Annotated in this window: 16 protein-coding genes; 5 read left to right on the top strand and 11 right to left on the bottom strand. The window is 35.7% G+C overall.

Annotation, left to right across the window (positions count from 1 at the left end; genetic code table 11):
* Positions 1-4: 4 nt before the first annotated feature.
* The 9 genes from A6A20_RS11515 to priC all read right to left on the bottom strand — a co-directional run bounded on the left by A6A20_RS11515 (position 5) and on the right by priC (position 9,401).
* A complete protein-coding gene (locus tag A6A20_RS11515) occupies positions 5-607 on the bottom strand; it encodes an RHS repeat domain-containing protein (RefSeq protein WP_279573801.1) in 603 nt (200 codons plus the stop codon).
* Positions 608-842: 235 nt separating this feature from the next.
* The gene (locus A6A20_RS11510; RefSeq protein ID WP_279573556.1) at positions 843-1,262 is read right to left on the bottom strand and encodes a DUF2750 domain-containing protein; all 420 of its coding nucleotides are present in this window, start codon (positions 1,260-1,262) and stop codon (positions 843-845) included.
* 132 nt (positions 1,263-1,394) lie between these two features.
* Entirely contained in the window at positions 1,395-1,703 is a 309-nt protein-coding gene (locus A6A20_RS11505) for a hypothetical protein (RefSeq protein ID WP_279573555.1), read from the bottom strand.
* Positions 1,704-1,871: 168 nt separating this feature from the next.
* Complete coding sequence (locus A6A20_RS11500) at positions 1,872-2,414, bottom strand: DUF805 domain-containing protein (protein WP_279573554.1); 543 nt, start codon at positions 2,412-2,414, stop codon at positions 1,872-1,874.
* Positions 2,415-2,416: 2 nt separating this feature from the next.
* Positions 2,417-3,469 (bottom strand): DNA polymerase III subunit delta, encoded by a 1,053-nt coding sequence (holA, locus tag A6A20_RS11495; protein WP_279573553.1) that lies wholly within the window; start codon positions 3,467-3,469, stop codon positions 2,417-2,419.
* Complete coding sequence (locus A6A20_RS11490) at positions 3,466-3,975, bottom strand: LPS-assembly lipoprotein LptE (protein ID WP_279573552.1); 510 nt, start codon at positions 3,973-3,975, stop codon at positions 3,466-3,468. Before A6A20_RS11490 ends, holA begins: the two co-directional genes overlap by 4 nt.
* Before the next feature lie 57 nt (positions 3,976-4,032).
* Positions 4,033-6,615, bottom strand: coding sequence for a leucine--tRNA ligase (gene leuS, locus A6A20_RS11485; protein ID WP_279573551.1), 2,583 nt, complete (start codon positions 6,613-6,615; stop codon positions 4,033-4,035).
* A gap of 521 nt (positions 6,616-7,136) precedes the next feature.
* Positions 7,137-8,786, bottom strand: a complete 1,650-nt coding sequence (gene ushA, locus A6A20_RS11480; protein WP_279573550.1) for a bifunctional UDP-sugar hydrolase/5'-nucleotidase UshA — start codon at positions 8,784-8,786, stop codon at positions 7,137-7,139.
* A gap of 36 nt (positions 8,787-8,822) precedes the next feature.
* The gene (gene priC / locus A6A20_RS11475; protein ID WP_279573549.1) at positions 8,823-9,401 is read right to left on the bottom strand and encodes a primosomal replication protein PriC; all 579 of its coding nucleotides are present in this window, start codon (positions 9,399-9,401) and stop codon (positions 8,823-8,825) included.
* Positions 9,402-9,956: 555 nt separating this feature from the next.
* Here priC and A6A20_RS11470 point away from each other — a divergent pair.
* Both A6A20_RS11470 and A6A20_RS11465 read left to right on the top strand, forming a co-directional pair.
* Complete coding sequence (locus tag A6A20_RS11470; RefSeq protein WP_279573548.1) at positions 9,957-11,042, top strand: porin; 1,086 nt, start codon at positions 9,957-9,959, stop codon at positions 11,040-11,042.
* A 225-nt stretch (positions 11,043-11,267) separates the two neighbouring features.
* Positions 11,268-12,365 (top strand): porin, encoded by a 1,098-nt coding sequence (locus A6A20_RS11465; protein WP_279573547.1) that lies wholly within the window; start codon positions 11,268-11,270, stop codon positions 12,363-12,365.
* Between the two features lie 77 nt (positions 12,366-12,442).
* Here the strand turns inward: A6A20_RS11465 and rng are convergent, their stop codons facing one another.
* Together rng and A6A20_RS11455 are read right to left on the bottom strand one after the other, a co-directional pair.
* Entirely contained in the window at positions 12,443-13,918 is a 1,476-nt protein-coding gene (rng, locus tag A6A20_RS11460; RefSeq protein ID WP_279573546.1) for a ribonuclease G, read from the bottom strand.
* A gap of 148 nt (positions 13,919-14,066) precedes the next feature.
* Positions 14,067-14,849 (bottom strand): TOBE domain-containing protein, encoded by a 783-nt coding sequence (locus A6A20_RS11455; RefSeq protein WP_279573800.1) that lies wholly within the window; start codon positions 14,847-14,849, stop codon positions 14,067-14,069.
* Positions 14,850-15,015: 166 nt separating this feature from the next.
* Between A6A20_RS11455 and modA the strand changes: the two genes are divergently transcribed.
* Genes modA through modC form a run of 3 tightly spaced genes read left to right on the top strand, consistent with a single transcriptional unit; the run spans position 15,016 to position 17,621 of the window.
* Positions 15,016-15,783: a molybdate ABC transporter substrate-binding protein gene (gene modA, locus A6A20_RS11450; protein ID WP_279573545.1), complete on the top strand. Its 768-nt coding sequence runs from the start codon at positions 15,016-15,018 to the stop codon at positions 15,781-15,783.
* 58 nt (positions 15,784-15,841) lie between these two features.
* Entirely contained in the window at positions 15,842-16,567 is a 726-nt protein-coding gene (gene modB, locus A6A20_RS11445) for a molybdate ABC transporter permease subunit (RefSeq protein ID WP_279573544.1), read from the top strand.
* Positions 16,554-17,621 (top strand): molybdenum ABC transporter ATP-binding protein ModC, encoded by a 1,068-nt coding sequence (modC, locus tag A6A20_RS11440; RefSeq protein WP_279573543.1) that lies wholly within the window; start codon positions 16,554-16,556, stop codon positions 17,619-17,621. The genes modB and modC overlap by 14 nt, the downstream gene beginning before the upstream one ends.
* Positions 17,622-17,830: the final 209 nt, after the last annotated feature.

Below are 17,830 nucleotides of genomic sequence, written 5' to 3'. Positions count from 1 at the left end.
ACTCCTATTTTTTAAAGCTATGTGGGTACATTTTTTTATTTAAGTTAATTAACTCTTTAATTTTAGAATTAGGGGCTTTTGTATATTTTCTTAGATCTTTAATATCTTTAGCTAATAATTCTCTTGGCGAGCCTGAATACTTACCTTTTATTGTAGGAATTTCTCTATGTTCTTTTCTAGGAATAGCTATTGCTGGAGCAGTATTTCTATTATAATTAGGAATAACTTGATTGCCTGGGTGAGCTTGAACTACATGGTGAATATCTAATTGATCTCCAGAAACAGAACGTTTTTTTAAATCATTATATGTGCCAACTTCATATTTTTGCACAGGATTTTTACATCCTGCCAATCCAAACCAATCCACCCAATCCAACGGATTAGCCACATAACGATAAGGTGTTTCCCCACCCAATAAACCAATGGGGTCAGAATATAAATAGCAAGCGGTTTCAGGATCGTAGTAGCGGAAGCGGTTATAGGCTAAGCCACTTTCTGCATCATAATATTGCCCTGCAAAAAGCAGTTGTGGGTCAAGAGGTTGTGTTTTGCTGTATTGGCTAAAAGTTAAGCCCCATAAGGATTGGGCTTCGGCTTGCCATTGCAGTTTACCCCATTTATTATTTAAAGATTTTTAAAGAACAAATTTATTGATTAATTAAAACCTATTCTAATATAGAATAGTTATTGCATTATATTTCCTCAATAAAAGCCTAAATCTATATCATACAACATTAAATTAGATTTACTGTTTAATATAACTCGGCAATACATTTTCCAAAGGAAATTTATTCTCATTAGAAATACAAAATAATTTTTCTAGTATATTTAAGTATAAAGTATTAATTCTCTAAATAAGGTAGATCAAAACTATCTCCATACCATTCCTCAATATAAGAAACAACTATTTTTGCAAATTCTTTTGCTTCAAAAATAATTGTTTCTGTATAATTTAATCGAGGAAATATAGATAGATATATATTATTATCTATTAACTCTGGAATATATTCTGTCAGAAATTCCTCCAGCTCAATACATACTGGTTTTGAATTACTCCATTCATTAATGGCACACATTTCAGCAAACTCTTTTTCTGGCCAAATGGGAAAATATTGATTATTATCATTATCTCCATAATAAAGAATATTGTCTTTATCGCATAAAATCCATATTTTTTCACTATCAGAAATTCTAAGTAAAAAGGTTTTATATAGTTTTTCTTTTGATAGAGATAATACTGATTCTATTTCTTTAATATTCATATTAATTTCCCCATATTACATTTTTGATACTTTTAGTTTATTTAATTTTTATCATATTTATTCTACAAAGAAGCCTCATTATTAATGATGATAAATTAAGTAATAAAAATAAAGATAAGTAAGATTATAATATTATTTGCTATTTTTTATTTTTTCTAACAACTCTTCTTTTGTGGCATTATAAGGAATTTTCCAAGGAACGTAATCTGTTTCTAAAAAATCCAGAAATTCTTCATATTCTTCATAAGAACGATTTTTTAATTCAGAGTATAAATCACTTCTAATATGAGCTAGCCTATCTAAAATTTTTTCTTGTTTAAAAAATAGGAATAATGCCAGTGCAAGAGTTTCTTTATCATCATATGATGATGCTATTTTATCTATAACAGGTATAGTTTTTTCTAAACTAATCAGATTTTTAATTAACCGATCTTTAAACATAATCAACATTTCCTTGAATAAAATTTAGTATTTTCTTTGTCAAGAAGAACATTACTTTTAATTTTGTATTCAATAACACTTAAATTATTTTTCTGTAAAATAGATCTCCTATAGAAATCCTTTTTTCTAATTTAGAGCCTATAATATTAGAAATAGTTGTAAATTGACTTATTGCCGTGGATTATCCCCATATTGATTAGCTTGATTTTTTCCTTGTTTAAAGAGTAATAATAATAGAAAAATGAATGAAATAATTAAGGTAATATAGGCTGTATTATTGGCTATAATATAAAAATCTTGTTTTATTCTTAAATGGAAAAAGCTGTTGGTTAGATTTTTATTTGAGTTTTCTATCAAATAAAGCATGGGAATAAGATTAATGAGATAGTTAATAAGATATAATACTAATTGCCACCAACCAGAATAACCAAGATCATGTAGTCGCCGACAAGTTAAGCTGATTATGGCGAGAAAAGATATTGAGCTATAAAGTAAAACTGAGCTAATAAATATAATAAAAAATGTGATAACTAATGGCATAAAAAAGGCTGTTACATCAAAAGCAATCCACAATAAAGCGAATATTCGTATTGAAAGCATAATTAATAATATGACAAGAAAATTAATTATGGTGAAATAAGCAAACTCTGCTCGGGTTGCTCGTCCTTGATAATGAAATATTTGTTTAAATCCTAATAGAAAATAATTCATTTTTAGTCTTCCTTATGTTTGGTAGTACAAATATTCATACTAAGATCTTCTAATTGTTGCCAAATATCGCTACTAAAATCCTGTTTAATCGCTCGTTCAATTTCGGCGAGTTGACGATAGGTTTGAAATAATTGGCGATAGGTAAAGCGTTTTAATATGGCTAAAAATAATGGACGACGATTTTGCCAAATCTTTAATTTTGAGAAAATATCATTTAATTGTTGATGGGGTAAAGATTGATCTAAATAAATTTTTTGCTGTGGTTGGGAAATTTCTAGCAAAGTATTGAGTTCTTTTTGCAAGATTCTTAATAGGATAATAGGTTGAATATCTTCTTGTTGTAAGCCTTCTAGTATGCGTTTTGCACGTTTTTCTTTGCCTTCTAATAAGGCATCAATCCATTGATAGGGGGTAAATACGGAAGATTGCTCAACAACCTCTTTAACTCTGGGATAACTTAATTTGTGATCAGGGTAAAGCAAGGCGAGAAGTTGTAAGGTCTGGTGTAGGGCTAATAGGTTATTTTCATAACTATAACTTAATAATTGGGTGGCTTCTTGGTCAAGATTTAGCCCCATTGTTTTCGCTCGCTGTGCGATCCAACGAGGATATTGAGCAATATTTGGCGTTTGGCAATTTACTTGGAGCAGTTGAGGTTCATATTCATTGGCTTGTTGATACCATTTTTGTTTTTCATACTCTTTCGTTAGCTTATTAAACTGCAAAATAAGCAAAATATCTTGATGCAATAATGTAATAAGTTCAGCAAGTTTTTGCTGTAAGGTACTGGTTAATTTATCAGGTAGAATTAAGCTAATCACTTGCCGACTAAAAAATAATCCCATAGCTTGGCAACGTTCAAATAACGCATTCCAGTCAGTAGTGTTATCAATAATTAGTTGATATTTTTCATCAAACTGCTGAGCTTGAGCCGCTTGAATAATTTGTTGGTTACTTTCTTCTAATAGCAAGGGATCTTGCCCAACCAAATAATAGATACGGTTTAAATGCTGGGCAAGGTGGCTGTTTAATTGTTCAGCAAAAATACGAATCATTGTGCTTCTGGAATTGTTTTATAGGGAACAGCAGCCATTTTGATAATAAGTTGGCGAGCTGCTTGTTCATACATATCACGCCAGATCATTTCTTTTTCTGCGGACTTTGCTAACGCGGCACGAGAATTATCAAAGAATGTGCGAGTAACATGGGCAGAAATAGGATAAGCCACTTGGTTTGGTAATTTTACCGAAGCCTCAACATTTAAAATAAGAATTTTTTCTGCTTCTCGCCCTTGTTTAAAAACAGACGCCACTGAAGAATCTGTACTGGTTTTATTTAAGCGTAGAACCGTAACATTATGTTCATTTTCCACAATATTGATATTGCGTAATTGTAATTGATTGCGTAAGGCTCTTGCCATATCGCTATAAGGATCACTACTTTCTAACTGGATAGTTTGTACTTCTTTCGGTAGGATTTGTTCATTTTGAAAATGAAAACCACAAGCAGAAAGTAATGATAAACTACTGATTATAAAGATTGTTTTGATTTGTTTTAACATAAAAAATTTCTCTAAAAAACACCGCACTTTTCATAAAAGTGCGGTCAATATTAGACATTATTTTGCCACAAAGCTAAATAATTTACCCGGTACATAAATGGTTTTCACTACGGTTAAACCATCAAGGAATTTTTGCACATTGTCTTCCGCTAAAGCACGTTGTTTAATTTGCTCCTCCGCCATATCCGCAGGTACAGTAATTTTGGCTCGCACTTTGCCATTAACCTGTACCACCACCAATTTTTCTTCATCGATCATCGCTTGCGGATCAGCAACCACCCAAGGGGCATTATCAATGGTTTCTTGATTGCCAAGGGCTTGCCATAATTGGAAACAAATATGTGGCGTGATAGGGTAAAGCATACGCACCACCGCACTTAATGCCTCTGCCATCAAGGCTTTATCTTGTTCAGTGGCAAGGCTCGCACGGGTTAATTTATTCATTAATTCCATAATGGCAGCAATAGCGGTATTAAAGGTTTGACGGCGACCAATATCATCGCTGACTTTGGCAATGGTTTTATGCACATCTCGGCGTAATGCCTTTTGTTCGCTAGAAAGTGCGGTTAAATCTAGCGTTGTTTTAGCTGGAGCTTTTTGATATTCATAAACTAAGTTCCATACACGTGCAAGGAAACGTTTCGCTCCCTCTACCCCAGATTCTTGCCATTCTAAGGTCATTTCCGCTGGCGAAGCAAACATCATAAATAAACGGACAGTATCAGCACCATATTTCTCCACCATTTCTTGCGGATCAATGCCATTATTTTTTGATTTTGACATTTTGGTCATACCGCTATGAACCAACTCTCGTCCTTCAGGATCAGTGGCTTTAATAATCCGCCCTTTTTCATCACGCTCAAGGGTAACTTGCGTTGGCGAAACCCAAATGCGTTCATTGGTTGGGCTGGTATAATAAAAAGCATCAGCCAACACCATACCTTGACATAAGAGTTTTTTAGCTGGTTCATCAGAATTGACTAAGCCTGCATCACGCAATAATTTATGAAAGAAACGGAAATAAAGTAAGTGCATAGTAGCGTGTTCAATGCCGCCAATATATTGATCTACAGGCAACCAATAGTTAGCTTCATCACTATCTAACATCGCCTTATCGCAATTTGGCGAGGTGTAGCGTGCATAATACCAAGAAGATTCCATAAAGGTATCAAAGGTATCGGTTTCTTTTAACGCAGGCTGCCCTTGATAAGTGGTTTTCGCCCATTCTGGATCGGCTTTGATCGGGCTTTTTACGCCGTCCATTACCACATCTTCAGGTAAAATAATCGGTAAATCTTGTAATGGAGCAGGCACAACCTCACCGTTGGCTAAGGTCAACATCGGAATTGGCGCCCCCCAGTAACGTTGACGAGAAACGCCCCAATCACGCAAGCGATAATTTACTTGGCGTTTACCTACGCCCATTGCCTCTAATTTATCGGCAATGCCATTGAACGCAGCGGTAAAATCTAAACCATCAAATTCAGCGGAATTTACGGTAATACCATGCTCGGTAAAAGCACATTTACTCAGATCAATGCTTTCATTATTAGCTGGGGCAATCACTTGTTTAATAGGTAAATCATATTTGCTGGCAAACTCAAAATCTCGTTGATCGTGAGCTGGTACAGCCATTACTGCCCCTGTACCATAGTGCATTAACACAAAATTGGCGACCCAAATTGGCACTTCTTCGCCTGTTAAAGGGTGAATAGCGAATAAACCTGTCGCCATACCTTTCTTTTCCATAGTAGCTAATTCTGCTTCTGCCACTTTGGTATTTTTACATTCTTGGATAAATTGAGCTAAAGCAGGATTATGCTGTGCCGCTTGCTCCGCTAAAGGGTGTCCAGCGGCTACCGCCATATAAGACACACCATAAAAAGTATCAGGACGAGTGGTATAAACCGCCACTGTTTGTTCGCTGTCTTTTAATTTAAAGGTAATCTCAACCCCTTCAGAGCGCCCTATCCAGTTACGTTGCATGGTTTTTACCATATCCGGCCATTCATCAAGCTGATCTAAGCCACCAAGTAATTGCTCGGCATAATCGGTAATTTTAATAAACCATTGTGGAATTTCTTTTTGTTCTACTGGGGTATCACAACGCCAACAGCACCCCTCGTGTACTTGCTCATTGGCTAATACGGTTTCATCATTAGGACACCAGTTTACCGTTGAGGTTTTTTTATATACCAAGCCTTTTTTATATAACTCAGTGAAAAACCATTGCTCCCATTTATAATACTCAGGGCGACAAGTGGTTACCTCACGATCCCAATCATAAGCAAACCCTAACACCTTCAACTGGTTTTTCATATATTCAATATTTTCATAAGTCCATTTTGCTGGTGCAGTATTGTTTTTAATGGCGGCTCCTTCAGCAGGTAAACCAAAGGCGTCCCACCCCATAGGTTGTAATACATTTTTGCCATTCATACGTTGATAACGAGATACCACATCACCAATGGTATAATTACGGACGTGTCCCATATGCAAACGCCCAGAGGGATAAGGCAACATAGAAAGGCAATAATATTTCTCTTTGCTTGTATCTTTTACGGCTTTAAATGTTTTGTTGTCAGCCCAGTACTGTTGCACTTCAGGCTCAATTAAATCAGGACGATATTGTTCTAACATTACGATACCTTAAAAACTAAATAAAAAACCACCGCACTTTTAGATATGGTCGTTCCACTTTAAAATAATATGCCATTGGCACTTGCCGTACTACTTGTACTGCCTTGTGTTATTTAAAGTGAGACAACTATAAAAAAGAGCGGTCAATATGGCTGTTGAAATTTAATCAGCACTATTTTACAAATGGGATATAGGATAGCTCAAAATAGCAAAAAAAAATAGGGTATATTATGGGGTTTTGTGAAGAAGTAAATAACTTAATAGCTTTTATAATCAATTAAAAAAACAAAATAGCATAGTAACATACTTCCTCGTTCTGAATATAAAGGGTATAGAAGGGAAAATATTACCTAATGTAAAGTGCGGTGAGTTTTGAGATTTTTTACTGTTATTTCTCTGTATTAAAATACATTTGCAAAGTCATAGAAATAAAAAAATAATCTCAAAAAACTCACCGCACTTAAAATTAGCCCCAAATATACCGCACCATTTATAACCAAATGGTGCAATATCTTCTCTACTTACTCCACAAAAACCACATCATCTTTCGGATCAAAGTCGGAAATATGAATAGGTGAATGTTCTTCAAAATATTTTTTCAGCATTTCCGCATCAATAAAGCCCGTATTCACATAGCTAGGGTGTTGTTTTAGCACAGGGTAGCCATCGCCACCTGCTGCACAATAATCTGGCAACGAAAGTTTATAAACCTTATTAAGCTCCAATGGCTGACCGCCAATTTTAACGTTAGACACTTTTTGAGCCTTACGATCGACAATCATAGACACACCAGCAAATTGAGGATAAGCCCCCATATCCACTTCTTTCAATGCCACCACATTTAAATAATCCAGCAACTCTTGCCCCGTTAGCTCTACAGTAGAAATCATATTGCCAAAAGGTTGCACTGTAAGCAAATCTTTATAACTTACTTTTCCTTGCTCAATAGAAGTCCGAATACCGCCAGAGTTCATAATCGCAATATCCGAGCCAACACGTTCCATTTGAGATTGAGCAATTAAACGCCCTAAATTGGTTTGTTGGAAACGGATAATATCCCGATCTCCCACTAATTTACCGCCAATAACTTCCCCCACTTCAATGCCAAGCAATTTATCGCCTTGATCTTGGTATTGTTTTAAATGGGTAAACACTGCTTGATCTTCAAGGATTTCAGGTTGATACAATTCATAGCTTACTTTGCCATCTTCTTGTTTTACACGTTGTTTTAAATTCACTGGAATAAGCTGATAATTCACTAAGCTTAGCTCACCATTTTTAAATTCAAAATCCGCACGTCCAAGATATTTTCCCCATTCGCCAGCTTGCATAATCCAAGTATCATTTTGATAATCAGGTTGGCAACTTTCCCCTGGGGTATAAGTTTGTTTAAATTGCCCTTGTTCATCAATACACAAGGTATCATGGGTATGTCCACCCACAATAATATCTAACGATTTATGCGGTAAACTTCGTGCTAAAGATACATCACCCGGGGCATTCATACCATGTTGCCCATCAAAATAGTAGCCTAAATGGGTTAAAGCAATACGTACATCAGGTTGTTCCGTTTGATTAATTTCACTTAGCAAGGTTTTAGCAGTAGCGATCGGATTTTCAAAACTCACTTTCTCGGTTACCTCTGGATTACCTAACTTAGCCGTATCCTCTGTGGTTAAACCAATCACCGCAATTTTTAACCCTGCTTTATCAAAAATCGCATAGGGTTTTACCAAAGGTTGATTATTGCTTTTATTAATCACATTTGCCGATAAAAACGGAAAACTCGCCCATTCTTCCTGCATACCTAATAATTGCAAAGGGGAATCAAATTCGTGGTTACCCAAGACTAGGGCATCAACCCCCAACATATTTAATCCCTCAATATCAGGCTTAGCGTTTTGCACATCAGACTCTGGCACGCCAGTATTAAAATCCCCTGCATGCAATAAAATTACTTCGCCTTGTTGTTCAGCGACTTCACGCCGAATAGTATCAATCAAGGTTTTTTGTGCAGCAAAGCCATATTCCCCTCGTGCATTTTTCCAAAAATGCCCATGGGTATCATTAAGGTGTAATAGGGTAAAACGGTAGGTTTTATCCGTTTCATAAGCAAATAAGCTACTACTTGCTAATAATGCCACAGAAAGTAAGGTTTTAGTCAATTTCATTGTTGTATCCTTGAGTAAATGAACCATAATAAAAAACTAATCATTTTGCCGATAAGCCAAATATTCTTCTAATAACTCAATCGCCTCTAAACAACGTTTTTTACGTTGCTGAGTAATTTCAATTTGTTGCTGATAATAGGCTTTATGTTGTGCTAATTGTGCGTCATAAAGTAAAGAAACCTGCTCATCAAGTTTATTATTTAACGCTTGCAAAGCCTCATAATATTTTTCTAACCGCTGTTTTGGTGGCAATTTATGAATATCTTGTTTACGTTGTTTGCCTTGTGTGGAAGAAGCAGATATTGTAGCAACAGGATTTTTTCTTATGGAATAATGGGGCTTATTTTGTAAAGCATCGGTTAATGCTCGGCATTGAGCCAATAATTTATCCGTTAAAAAAGCCCCTTGCTGTACCGCATTTTCTTGCAAAGTGGCTAATTGATCTAACGTCTGTTGAATTTCTTGTAGATATTGTGAAAGCGTTGCAAAACTCTCACTAAATAAAGTGCGGTCAAATTTAGCAAAAATTTTTTTATCAAGCTGATGTTGATATTGTTGATATAATTGATTAATTTGCTGTGAAAGCCGTTGGACAAGTTGCTGTTTATTCAGCATAGCACCATACTCTATCATAATAATTTGACTAACTTCGCCAATTATAACTAATTTTAACGCTATCGCCTATATAGAAAAATAGTCGTTTTACTTTCTGGCGTATGAGGTTAAAGTAAAACAATAATCCCTCGTATTAATCAAACAACAAGGTAAAATCCTCATTAATTTGTGAACCATATCACAATTTTGAAAATAAATTTCAAAAATAAAAAGAAAAAATGATTTAATTGCTCCAAAAATAAAGAAATAATTTTTTTATTATGCAATTCAATAAGTTATAACAACAAAAACTTTCTTTACTCCAAATGAATGTAAATTTTTGTGATATTAGTAGCATTTTTAGCCATTTTTCCCTCTTTGTAAAATTAATCTAACTCTTTGTTTTTATTATTTATTTACAAATTAAAACAAAAGACCTTAATTTTGACAGAAATTTAGGTTTTTGTTACTTTGAACCTGAGCTAAATAGGTTAGTAAATAATACTCATTATTTTATTACTCTATTGCTGTATAGCCTTGACGTAACCAATTAACAAATAACAAAAAGGTGATTATATGAAAAAGACACTTATCGCACTAGCTGTAACAGCTTTAGTATCCACCACTGCAAATGCAACTGTTATTTATCAAAATGATGGCACAAAAATTGATTTAGACGGTCGTGCAAGTTTTGAATTAAGAAACGATAGCAATAATCGTACCGATTTAAGAGATGTGGGGTCTCGTGTACGTTTTCGTGCTTATCAAGATTTAGGGCATGATTTCACTGCACTAGGGGCGATTGAATTACGTTTTTCTAATGACAATGGCGGTGCAAGTGCAATCGGCGGTAATTTACGCACGCATCGTCTATTCGCTGGATTTACGAACAAAAACATTGGTACTTTAACCTTTGGTCGCCAACTACATTTAGGCGATCATATTCCTAAAGCCAACTATACCTATGAATGGGGTGGCAATATTCTGTTTGATGCACACAAAAAAGCAGCACACTTTATGTCCGTTCCATTCGGTGGTGTACGCGTTGCGGCTGATTACTATTTTGGTACTTCAACCAAAAGCAATGATACCTCAAGCGGTACGACAGGTTGGGACGAAGGACAAGGCTATGGGGTAGGTTTATTCTATGACGGTAAATGGAATGACCTCGCTGTACGTTTTGGCTCTGGTTATTCTGAAGTAACGCAATCCGCTGACGGCACAAAAACCACCCAATATGATTTAAAACGTGGTGGCGTAGGTTTTGATATTCGCTATAAAATGGTAACAGTGGGCTTTGACTGGGCATTTGGTAAAGCTACCAAAGGCTATGATTCTGGCAACTTAGTTTTCCAAAAAATTGCTGGCTATAATACCCCATTAAATAAAATTAATCGTTTCTTGGTCGGTGCTAAAGTCAATGTAACCGAAAAAAATGCGGTTTATTCACAATATTATTTTGCTGAGGGTAAAAAAGCAGATACAAGCATTGAAAAATACAAAATGCGTGGTTGGATGATTGGTGCGGATCATCGCTTTAATCGCCATGTCGCTGTTTATATTGAGGGCGGTCAAGGAAAAGTGAAACAAGGCGGTGAAACCATGAATGTTAATGGTAAAACCAATCATCGTGTGTTAATTGGTACAAGAATTTTATTCTAATCGTTTAAAATTTAGACTAAATTAACATAAGATTTATTTATTGATTAATAAATAAACGATAAAAATTGTGATCTAAGTCAACAATTTAAGATTGTTGGCTTTTTTTTATTGACAGGATTATAGCTTTTTGTAATTATGCTATCGCATTGACATTTCATTTATGAAAAAGTTCAATGAAAAAACAGGAAACAATAAAAATTAATCAAATCTAAGAGGATTAATCTTATGAAAAAGACATTAGTTGCATTAGCTGTTGCTGCCACCGCAGCCACTTCCGTACAAGCTGCTACCATTTATGAAGCTGAGGGTACCAAAGTAGAAGTTGGCGGATCTGTTCGTTTATTCTTAGGTCGTGTTGGTGATGAACAACGTGGTGATTTAAGAAACGATGGTTCTCGTATCAATATTAAAGTAAACCAAGAGTTAGGTAATGGTTTATCTGCTTTTGGTGCATACCAAATCCGTTTTACTGAAGGAACTTCAGGCTCAAAAGACGTTAATACATTTGGTAATCCAAGCACTAAACACTTGTATGCAGGTTTTGCACATAAAAATATCGGTGCTTTAAGTTTCGGTCGTCAAGCTACCAATGCTGATGATATTATTAATGACGGTGCTTTCTTTGGTAGTGCAGCCCTAAACCCATTAACAACTGATGGGAAAAAAACAATCAAATTCCGTTCTGCTGAAGCAAATGGTTTAAGTTTTGGTTTAGATTACCTATTTGGTGATTCAAACAAATCTGACAGTACAACCTATGATTATAAACAAGGTTATGCAGGTAGTGTATTCTATGATTATGCATTAGGCGATCATAAATTCAAATTATCTGGCGTTTACGCACAAGATAAATATGATGGTCAAGGCTATTCAGCAACTGTAACAACCCGTAAATATACCACTTGGGTTACCCATTTTGACTATAACTATGGTATTTTTGACTTATGCTTAAATTATGGTCAATATAGAAATAAATTTGAAAACGGTGGTGCTTTAGCAACATTTGATAGTTCTGATTTAACCTCAACTAGTAAAAAAGGTAATTACATCCTTGCTGAAGCTGGTGTTCGTGTGATTGAACCTTCTCGTGTTTATTTCCAATGGGAACGTTTAGACGGTAAAAGTGATGTTACGGTTGCAAGTGGCGATGAAAAATCTGCTATCGTAAACCGTTATGTTGCAGGTGTGGATTATCGTTTACATAAAAACGTATTAACCTATGTTGAATATGCACAACAAAGAGCGAAAGTATCAGTACAAGGCGAAGCTCACCAAACTGATATTGATAACACATTCGGTGTAGGTTTACGTGTATACTTCTAATCAACACTAGTTTTATTTCTATTGTAATAAAAAAGCCAACTTTATGTTGGCTTTTTATCTATTATATGTTTCTTAAATTACATTACCACCACATCAAATTGATCCTGATGATAGAATACCTCAGTTTTAATTTGAATTTGTTTACCAATAAAGACTTCTAATTCCGCCAATAAGCCATGAGATTCTTCATTAATCAGATAATCCGCCACTGCTCTTGAGGCATAAACCAAAAATTGTTCGCTACTATATAAGTGATGAACACGAATGATTTCACGCATAATTTCATAACAAACCGTTTCTACGGTTTTCACTCTCCCTCGTCCTTTACAAGCAGGACATTCGCCACAAAGAACATGTTCAAGACTTTCTCGGGTTCGTTTACGGGTCATTTCCACTAAACCTAATTGGGTAAAACCATTAACATTGGTTTTCACTCGATCTTTGGCTAAAGCCTCTTGCAAGGATTGCAAAACTCGCTGGCGATGCTCATCAGTTTGCATATCAATAAAATCAATAATGATAATTCCACCAAGATTACGCAGTTGTAATTGTTGAGCAATGGTTTGCGTGGCTTCAATATTGGTATTAAAAATGGTTTCTTCTAAATTGCGATGCCCCACAAAACCACCTGTATTAATATCAATGGTGGTCATTGCCTCAGTTTGTTCAATTATCAAATAACCGCCTGATTTTAAGTTGACACGATTATCTAAGGCTTGCTGAATGGCTCGCTCAATACCATACATATCAAACAACGGTTGATTGCCTGAATATAATGCCAAACGATCAACTAACGCAGGCATAAATTCTTCGGCAAATTGTTTAACTTCGCTAAAACATAATTTAGAATCAATACGAATAATATCTAGTTCCGCCCCAATAAAATCGCGTAACAGACGCTGTGCTAATTTTAGTTCGCCATAGAGCATAGATTTGGTTGGATATTTTCCTTTACGTTCAAGCACTTTACGCCATAATCGCTTTAAAAATTCCGCATCTTGACGCAGTTCTTGCTCGTTCACACCTTCCGCAGCGGTGCGAATAATAAAACCGCCTAATTCATCGCAAAAGGGTAGAACTAAATCTTTTAAACGAGCACGTTCTTCTTCGCTTTCAATTCGTTGAGAAACGCCCACATGGCTATTTTCTGGCATAAACACCAAATAGCGAGAAGGTAGGGTAATATCGGTGGTTAATCTTGCTCCTTTTGTTCCAAGGGGATCTTTGACCACCTGCACCACAATATCCTGTCCCTCTCGTACCAATTCCGCAATATCTTTTACTACAAATTGCTTTTGTTCACTTTCTTCCACACATTCTGTATGGGAAACAATATCCGAGGCGTGCAAAAACGCCGCTTTTTCCAAACCAATATCCACAAAAGCGGATTGCATTCCCGGTAAAACTCTTGTTACTCGTCCCTTATAAATATTACCCACAATCCCTCGCTTTGCCTCACGTTCAATATGCATTTCCTTTAACACGCCTGTATCCACTAAGGCAATGCGTGTTTCGCTTGGGGTAACATTCATTAATAATTCTATGCTACTCATTGTTTTCCTTACAATAATCCATTGATTTTGGCAATAGTCTAACTAAAAGGACTGTAAAATAATAGTGATAAATTAGAGTTAATTCAAATAGAAATAAGTACAATTAGTATTGATGCGGTTTTGCGATCAAAGTATAGTATTAAACCAATTACAACAACCCTGCCAAAATAATAGATTCAGGTTCAATATAAGCCCAAACTGTTTGGTTGGGGTTAAAATGTTCACTGTTATCCTGTAAAGCGCAAAATTCAATATTGTTTCCTACTTGTATTGTTATTTCTTGATGATTTCCTTGTGTTGTAATCGTTTTGATATGACCTTTAAAACAATTTTTACGTGGGAGAGGAGAAGGCGGTTGTGATGATAATTTTAACCAAGGGGCTTTAAACATAAGCATAATTTCTTTATTTAAAATTAATTGTAAACGCACCGCACTTTTTTGGGTAATGGTGGCATAAATAAGTTGGCTAAGCCCTGTAATATCAATGCCGATAAGTGTTTGAGCGTGATGTTGTTCAATAATTTTAACTTTACCAAATAATTGATTACGCGCGCTACTTTGTAGGGAAAACTGGGCGGTTGCATTTAGTACATTGTTTAATGGAATATTTTCATCTTGCAGAATAGCAAAGGCTTTTTGTTGAGTTTGTGCCAATAATTCATAGAGTTGCAATAAACGAATTGCGTAGTGAGTCAGTTGAGTACCGCCACCGTATTTTCCGCCAGTGGTGCGTTCTAGTAGAGGTTTGGGGCTGATTTCATTCATTGCTTGGAGATGATCCCAAGCACTTTTATAGCTGACTTTGGCATTTTTTGCCGCTTGATTGATTGAGCCACATTGAGCAATTTCTTGTAATAAGCGGATACGTTTAGGATCGACAAATAATTGTTGATGAAGTTTTATGCTTAATAAGATTTCGCTGTCATTGATATTTTGTGGTGTGAGCTTGTTTGCCGACATGATTTGCCTCTTTTATTATTCGGTCTGTCTAGGTTATTTTAGAATAATTTTTATTGATACAGTAGCTTTTATTTTTTAATTCATTATATAATTATTTACATATATTTTTTGTTATATAACCTAATAAGGAGCGAATATGTTATCCATTAAGAAAAAATTAGGGCTGATTTTTGCTGTATTAGCTTTGTTTATTAGTTCGGTCGCCAGTGCTAAAACCACTGTTTATGCAGCCGCCTCTTTAACCAATGCGTTACAGGATATTGCGGTAGCCTATGAAAAACAATACCCTAACCATGAATTGGTGTTTTCTTTTGCCTCTTCTTCTACCTTAGCTAAACAAATTGAGCAAGGAGCGCCAGCGGATATTTTTATTTCAGCAAATAATAAATGGTTGCAGCATCTTTCCGCACAGGGGCTAACGCAAAAAGACAGCGAAAAGCCGTTATTAGGCAATGATTTGGTGTTAATTGCCCCAATTAGTTCAAACTTAACAGAGGTGGATATTGCACAAGGCGAATGGACTGCTTTGTTGGATCAACAGTTTTTATCGGTGGGTGATCCTGATCATGTACCTGCAGGACAATATTTTAAAGAGGCTTTGACCAATTTAAATTTATGGGATAAGGTGGAAGCTAAATTAGCCAGAGGAAAAGATGTGCGTGCCGCATTGGCATTGGTAGAACGTGGAGAAGTACCGTTGGGTGTGGTATATGGTACAGATGCGAAAGTCAGTGAAAAAGTCAAAATTGTTGGTGTCTTTCCGCAGCAGTCTTATACTGCCGTTGAATATCCTATGGCGATCTTAAAAGGGCATAATAATCCAGAGGTGGAGGATTTTTATCACTATTTACAATCACCTACGGCAAAAAATATTTTTGCTGGTTATGGTTTTTCCATTAAATAATCTCTTATAGAGAAAGTGCGGTGCAATAACGCCGAGAAACAATATAAATGGGTTTACAATGACAGAACTATTGATAGCATTAGGTTTAACTCAGGTAGAAATAAGTGCCATTGAATTAAGCCTATCAGTTGCACTTAACGCAATGTTATGGAGTTTACCTTTTGCTATATTACTCGCTTGGTTATTAGCGCGTAAAAGATTTTGGGGTAAATCATTGTTAAGCGGTATTATCCATTTGCCTTTGGTATTGCCACCTGTTGTTATCGGCTATTTGTTATTAGTGGCTATGGGGCGTAATGGTTTTATTGGTAAATACTTGTTTAATTGGTTTGGGATTAGTTTTGCCTTTAGCTGGAAAGGGGCTGTATTAGCTTCGGCTGTGGTGGCGTTTCCGCTGTTAGTAAGGGCTATCAGGCTTTCTTTAGAAAGCATTGATATTAAATTAGAACAAGCAGCAAGCACATTAGGGGCATCAGCTTGGCGAGTGTTTTTTACCATTACGTTGCCTTTATCCTTACCCGGGGTATTAGCAGGGGTCATATTAGGCTTTGCGCGTTCCTTGGGGGAATTTGGTGCGACCATTACTTTTGTGTCTAACATTGTGGGCGAAACACAAACGATCCCATTAGCGATGTATGCCTTTATCCAAACACCGGGGGCTGAATCACAAACAGCAAGGCTTTGCCTATTTGCGATTATTTTATCTCTTATATCATTATTGTTGTCAGAATGGTTGGCAAAAAGAATGCAAAAACGCTTAGGGAATGACTATGTTGCAGATTAATGTCAAAAAACAATTAGGACAAATGTTACTTGATGTTAATTTAACCATTCCAGCTCAAGGCGTTACCGCTATTTTTGGTTTATCAGGCTCAGGAAAATCTTCGTTGATTAATTTGATTAGCGGTTTATTGCAACCCGATCAAGGAAAAATCCAGTTAAATCAACAGGTTTTAGTTGATGATAAACAAAGTTTGGCAGTGCATAAACGTAATATCGGCTATGTTTTTCAAGATGCTCGTCTATTTCCCCATTATAAGGTCAAGGGCAACTTATTGTATGGAGTAAAACGACCAGATAAACAAAAATTTAACCATATTATTCATTTATTAGGGCTTGAACCTTTATTGACACGCTATCCTACGACATTATCGGGCGGAGAAAAGCAACGGGTAGCAATAGGACGAGCTTTATTATCTAACCCCACTATTTTATTAATGGACGAACCTTTATCCGCCCTTGATTTACCTCGTAAACAAGAGTTAATGGGCTATCTGGAACAACTGGCAAAAGAGATCCATATTCCCATTTTATATGTTACTCACAGTTTAGATGAGCTTATTCGTTTAGCCGATCAAGTGATTTTAATGCAGGCGGGAAAAGTGCTTGCTTACCAACCTATTGAACAGTTGTGGCACAATCCTTTATTTATCCCTTGGAAACAGCAACAAATTGAACAGCGTTCAATCCTTTGTTTACCTATATCCTATCATCACCCCGTCTATCAAATGACCGCATTGGCACTTGACGGCTTAAATGGACAACAACGTCTATGGGTCAAAGCGATTAATCAATCAGTAGGAGATATTGTTAGGGTTTGCGTGAATAGCTCTGATGTATCCATTTCCCTTTGTTTACCTCAACAAACCAGTATTCGCAATATTTTGCAAGGACAAATTAGCAAAATTAAACTTAAAACCGATCAAGTTGATCTTGAATTAAAAATCTCACAGCATAAAATATGGGCAAGTATTAGCAAATGGTCGCTACAAGAATTAAACTTACAACCTCAACAATGGGTTTATGTGTTGATTAAAGCGGTTTCTGTGGTGCAATAATAGGATATTGATTTATCTAGCTTCTATAAATCTTAAATAATTATTGGTTGTTTAGAGATGAAACGAGTTATTCTGTGTAGGTTCATTATTTACTTAACGTTCTTAATAAGTTGTTTATTAACTTTTCTAAATTTATCTTTCCCTTTTAGACATGATTGGGTTTATCAATTTTATGCTATATTTAGTCCTATATATATTATTTTTATATT

Source organism: Volucribacter amazonae (assembly GCF_029783845.1).
Lineage (GTDB): Bacteria > Pseudomonadota > Gammaproteobacteria > Enterobacterales > Pasteurellaceae > Volucribacter > Volucribacter amazonae.
Note: the sequence above shows the minus strand (reverse complement) of the source record. Positions and strands in the feature narration are given on the sequence as shown.

Bases quoted from the DNA above. Each gene is read 5' to 3' on its own strand.
- A6A20_RS11510 (WP_279573556.1), bottom strand. From the start codon at position 1,262: ATGAATATTAAAGAAATAGAATCAGTATTATCTCTATCAAAAGAAAAA.
- A6A20_RS11505 (WP_279573555.1), bottom strand. From the start codon at position 1,703: ATGTTTAAAGATCGGTTAATTAAAAATCTGATTAGTTTAGAAAAAACT.
- A6A20_RS11500 (WP_279573554.1), bottom strand. From the start codon at position 2,414: ATGAATTATTTTCTATTAGGATTTAAACAAATATTTCATTATCAAGGA.
- holA (WP_279573553.1), bottom strand. From the start codon at position 3,469: ATGATTCGTATTTTTGCTGAACAATTAAACAGCCACCTTGCCCAGCAT.
- A6A20_RS11490 (WP_279573552.1), bottom strand. From the start codon at position 3,975: ATGTTAAAACAAATCAAAACAATCTTTATAATCAGTAGTTTATCATTA.
- leuS (WP_279573551.1), bottom strand. From the start codon at position 6,615: ATGTTAGAACAATATCGTCCTGATTTAATTGAGCCTGAAGTGCAACAG.
- ushA (WP_279573550.1), bottom strand. From the start codon at position 8,786: ATGAAATTGACTAAAACCTTACTTTCTGTGGCATTATTAGCAAGTAGT.
- priC (WP_279573549.1), bottom strand. From the start codon at position 9,401: ATGCTGAATAAACAGCAACTTGTCCAACGGCTTTCACAGCAAATTAAT.
- A6A20_RS11470 (WP_279573548.1), top strand. From the start codon at position 9,957: ATGAAAAAGACACTTATCGCACTAGCTGTAACAGCTTTAGTATCCACC.
- A6A20_RS11465 (WP_279573547.1), top strand. From the start codon at position 11,268: ATGAAAAAGACATTAGTTGCATTAGCTGTTGCTGCCACCGCAGCCACT.
- rng (WP_279573546.1), bottom strand. From the start codon at position 13,918: ATGAGTAGCATAGAATTATTAATGAATGTTACCCCAAGCGAAACACGC.
- modA (WP_279573545.1), top strand. From the start codon at position 15,016: ATGTTATCCATTAAGAAAAAATTAGGGCTGATTTTTGCTGTATTAGCT.
- modB (WP_279573544.1), top strand. From the start codon at position 15,842: ATGACAGAACTATTGATAGCATTAGGTTTAACTCAGGTAGAAATAAGT.
- modC (WP_279573543.1), top strand. From the start codon at position 16,554: ATGTTGCAGATTAATGTCAAAAAACAATTAGGACAAATGTTACTTGAT.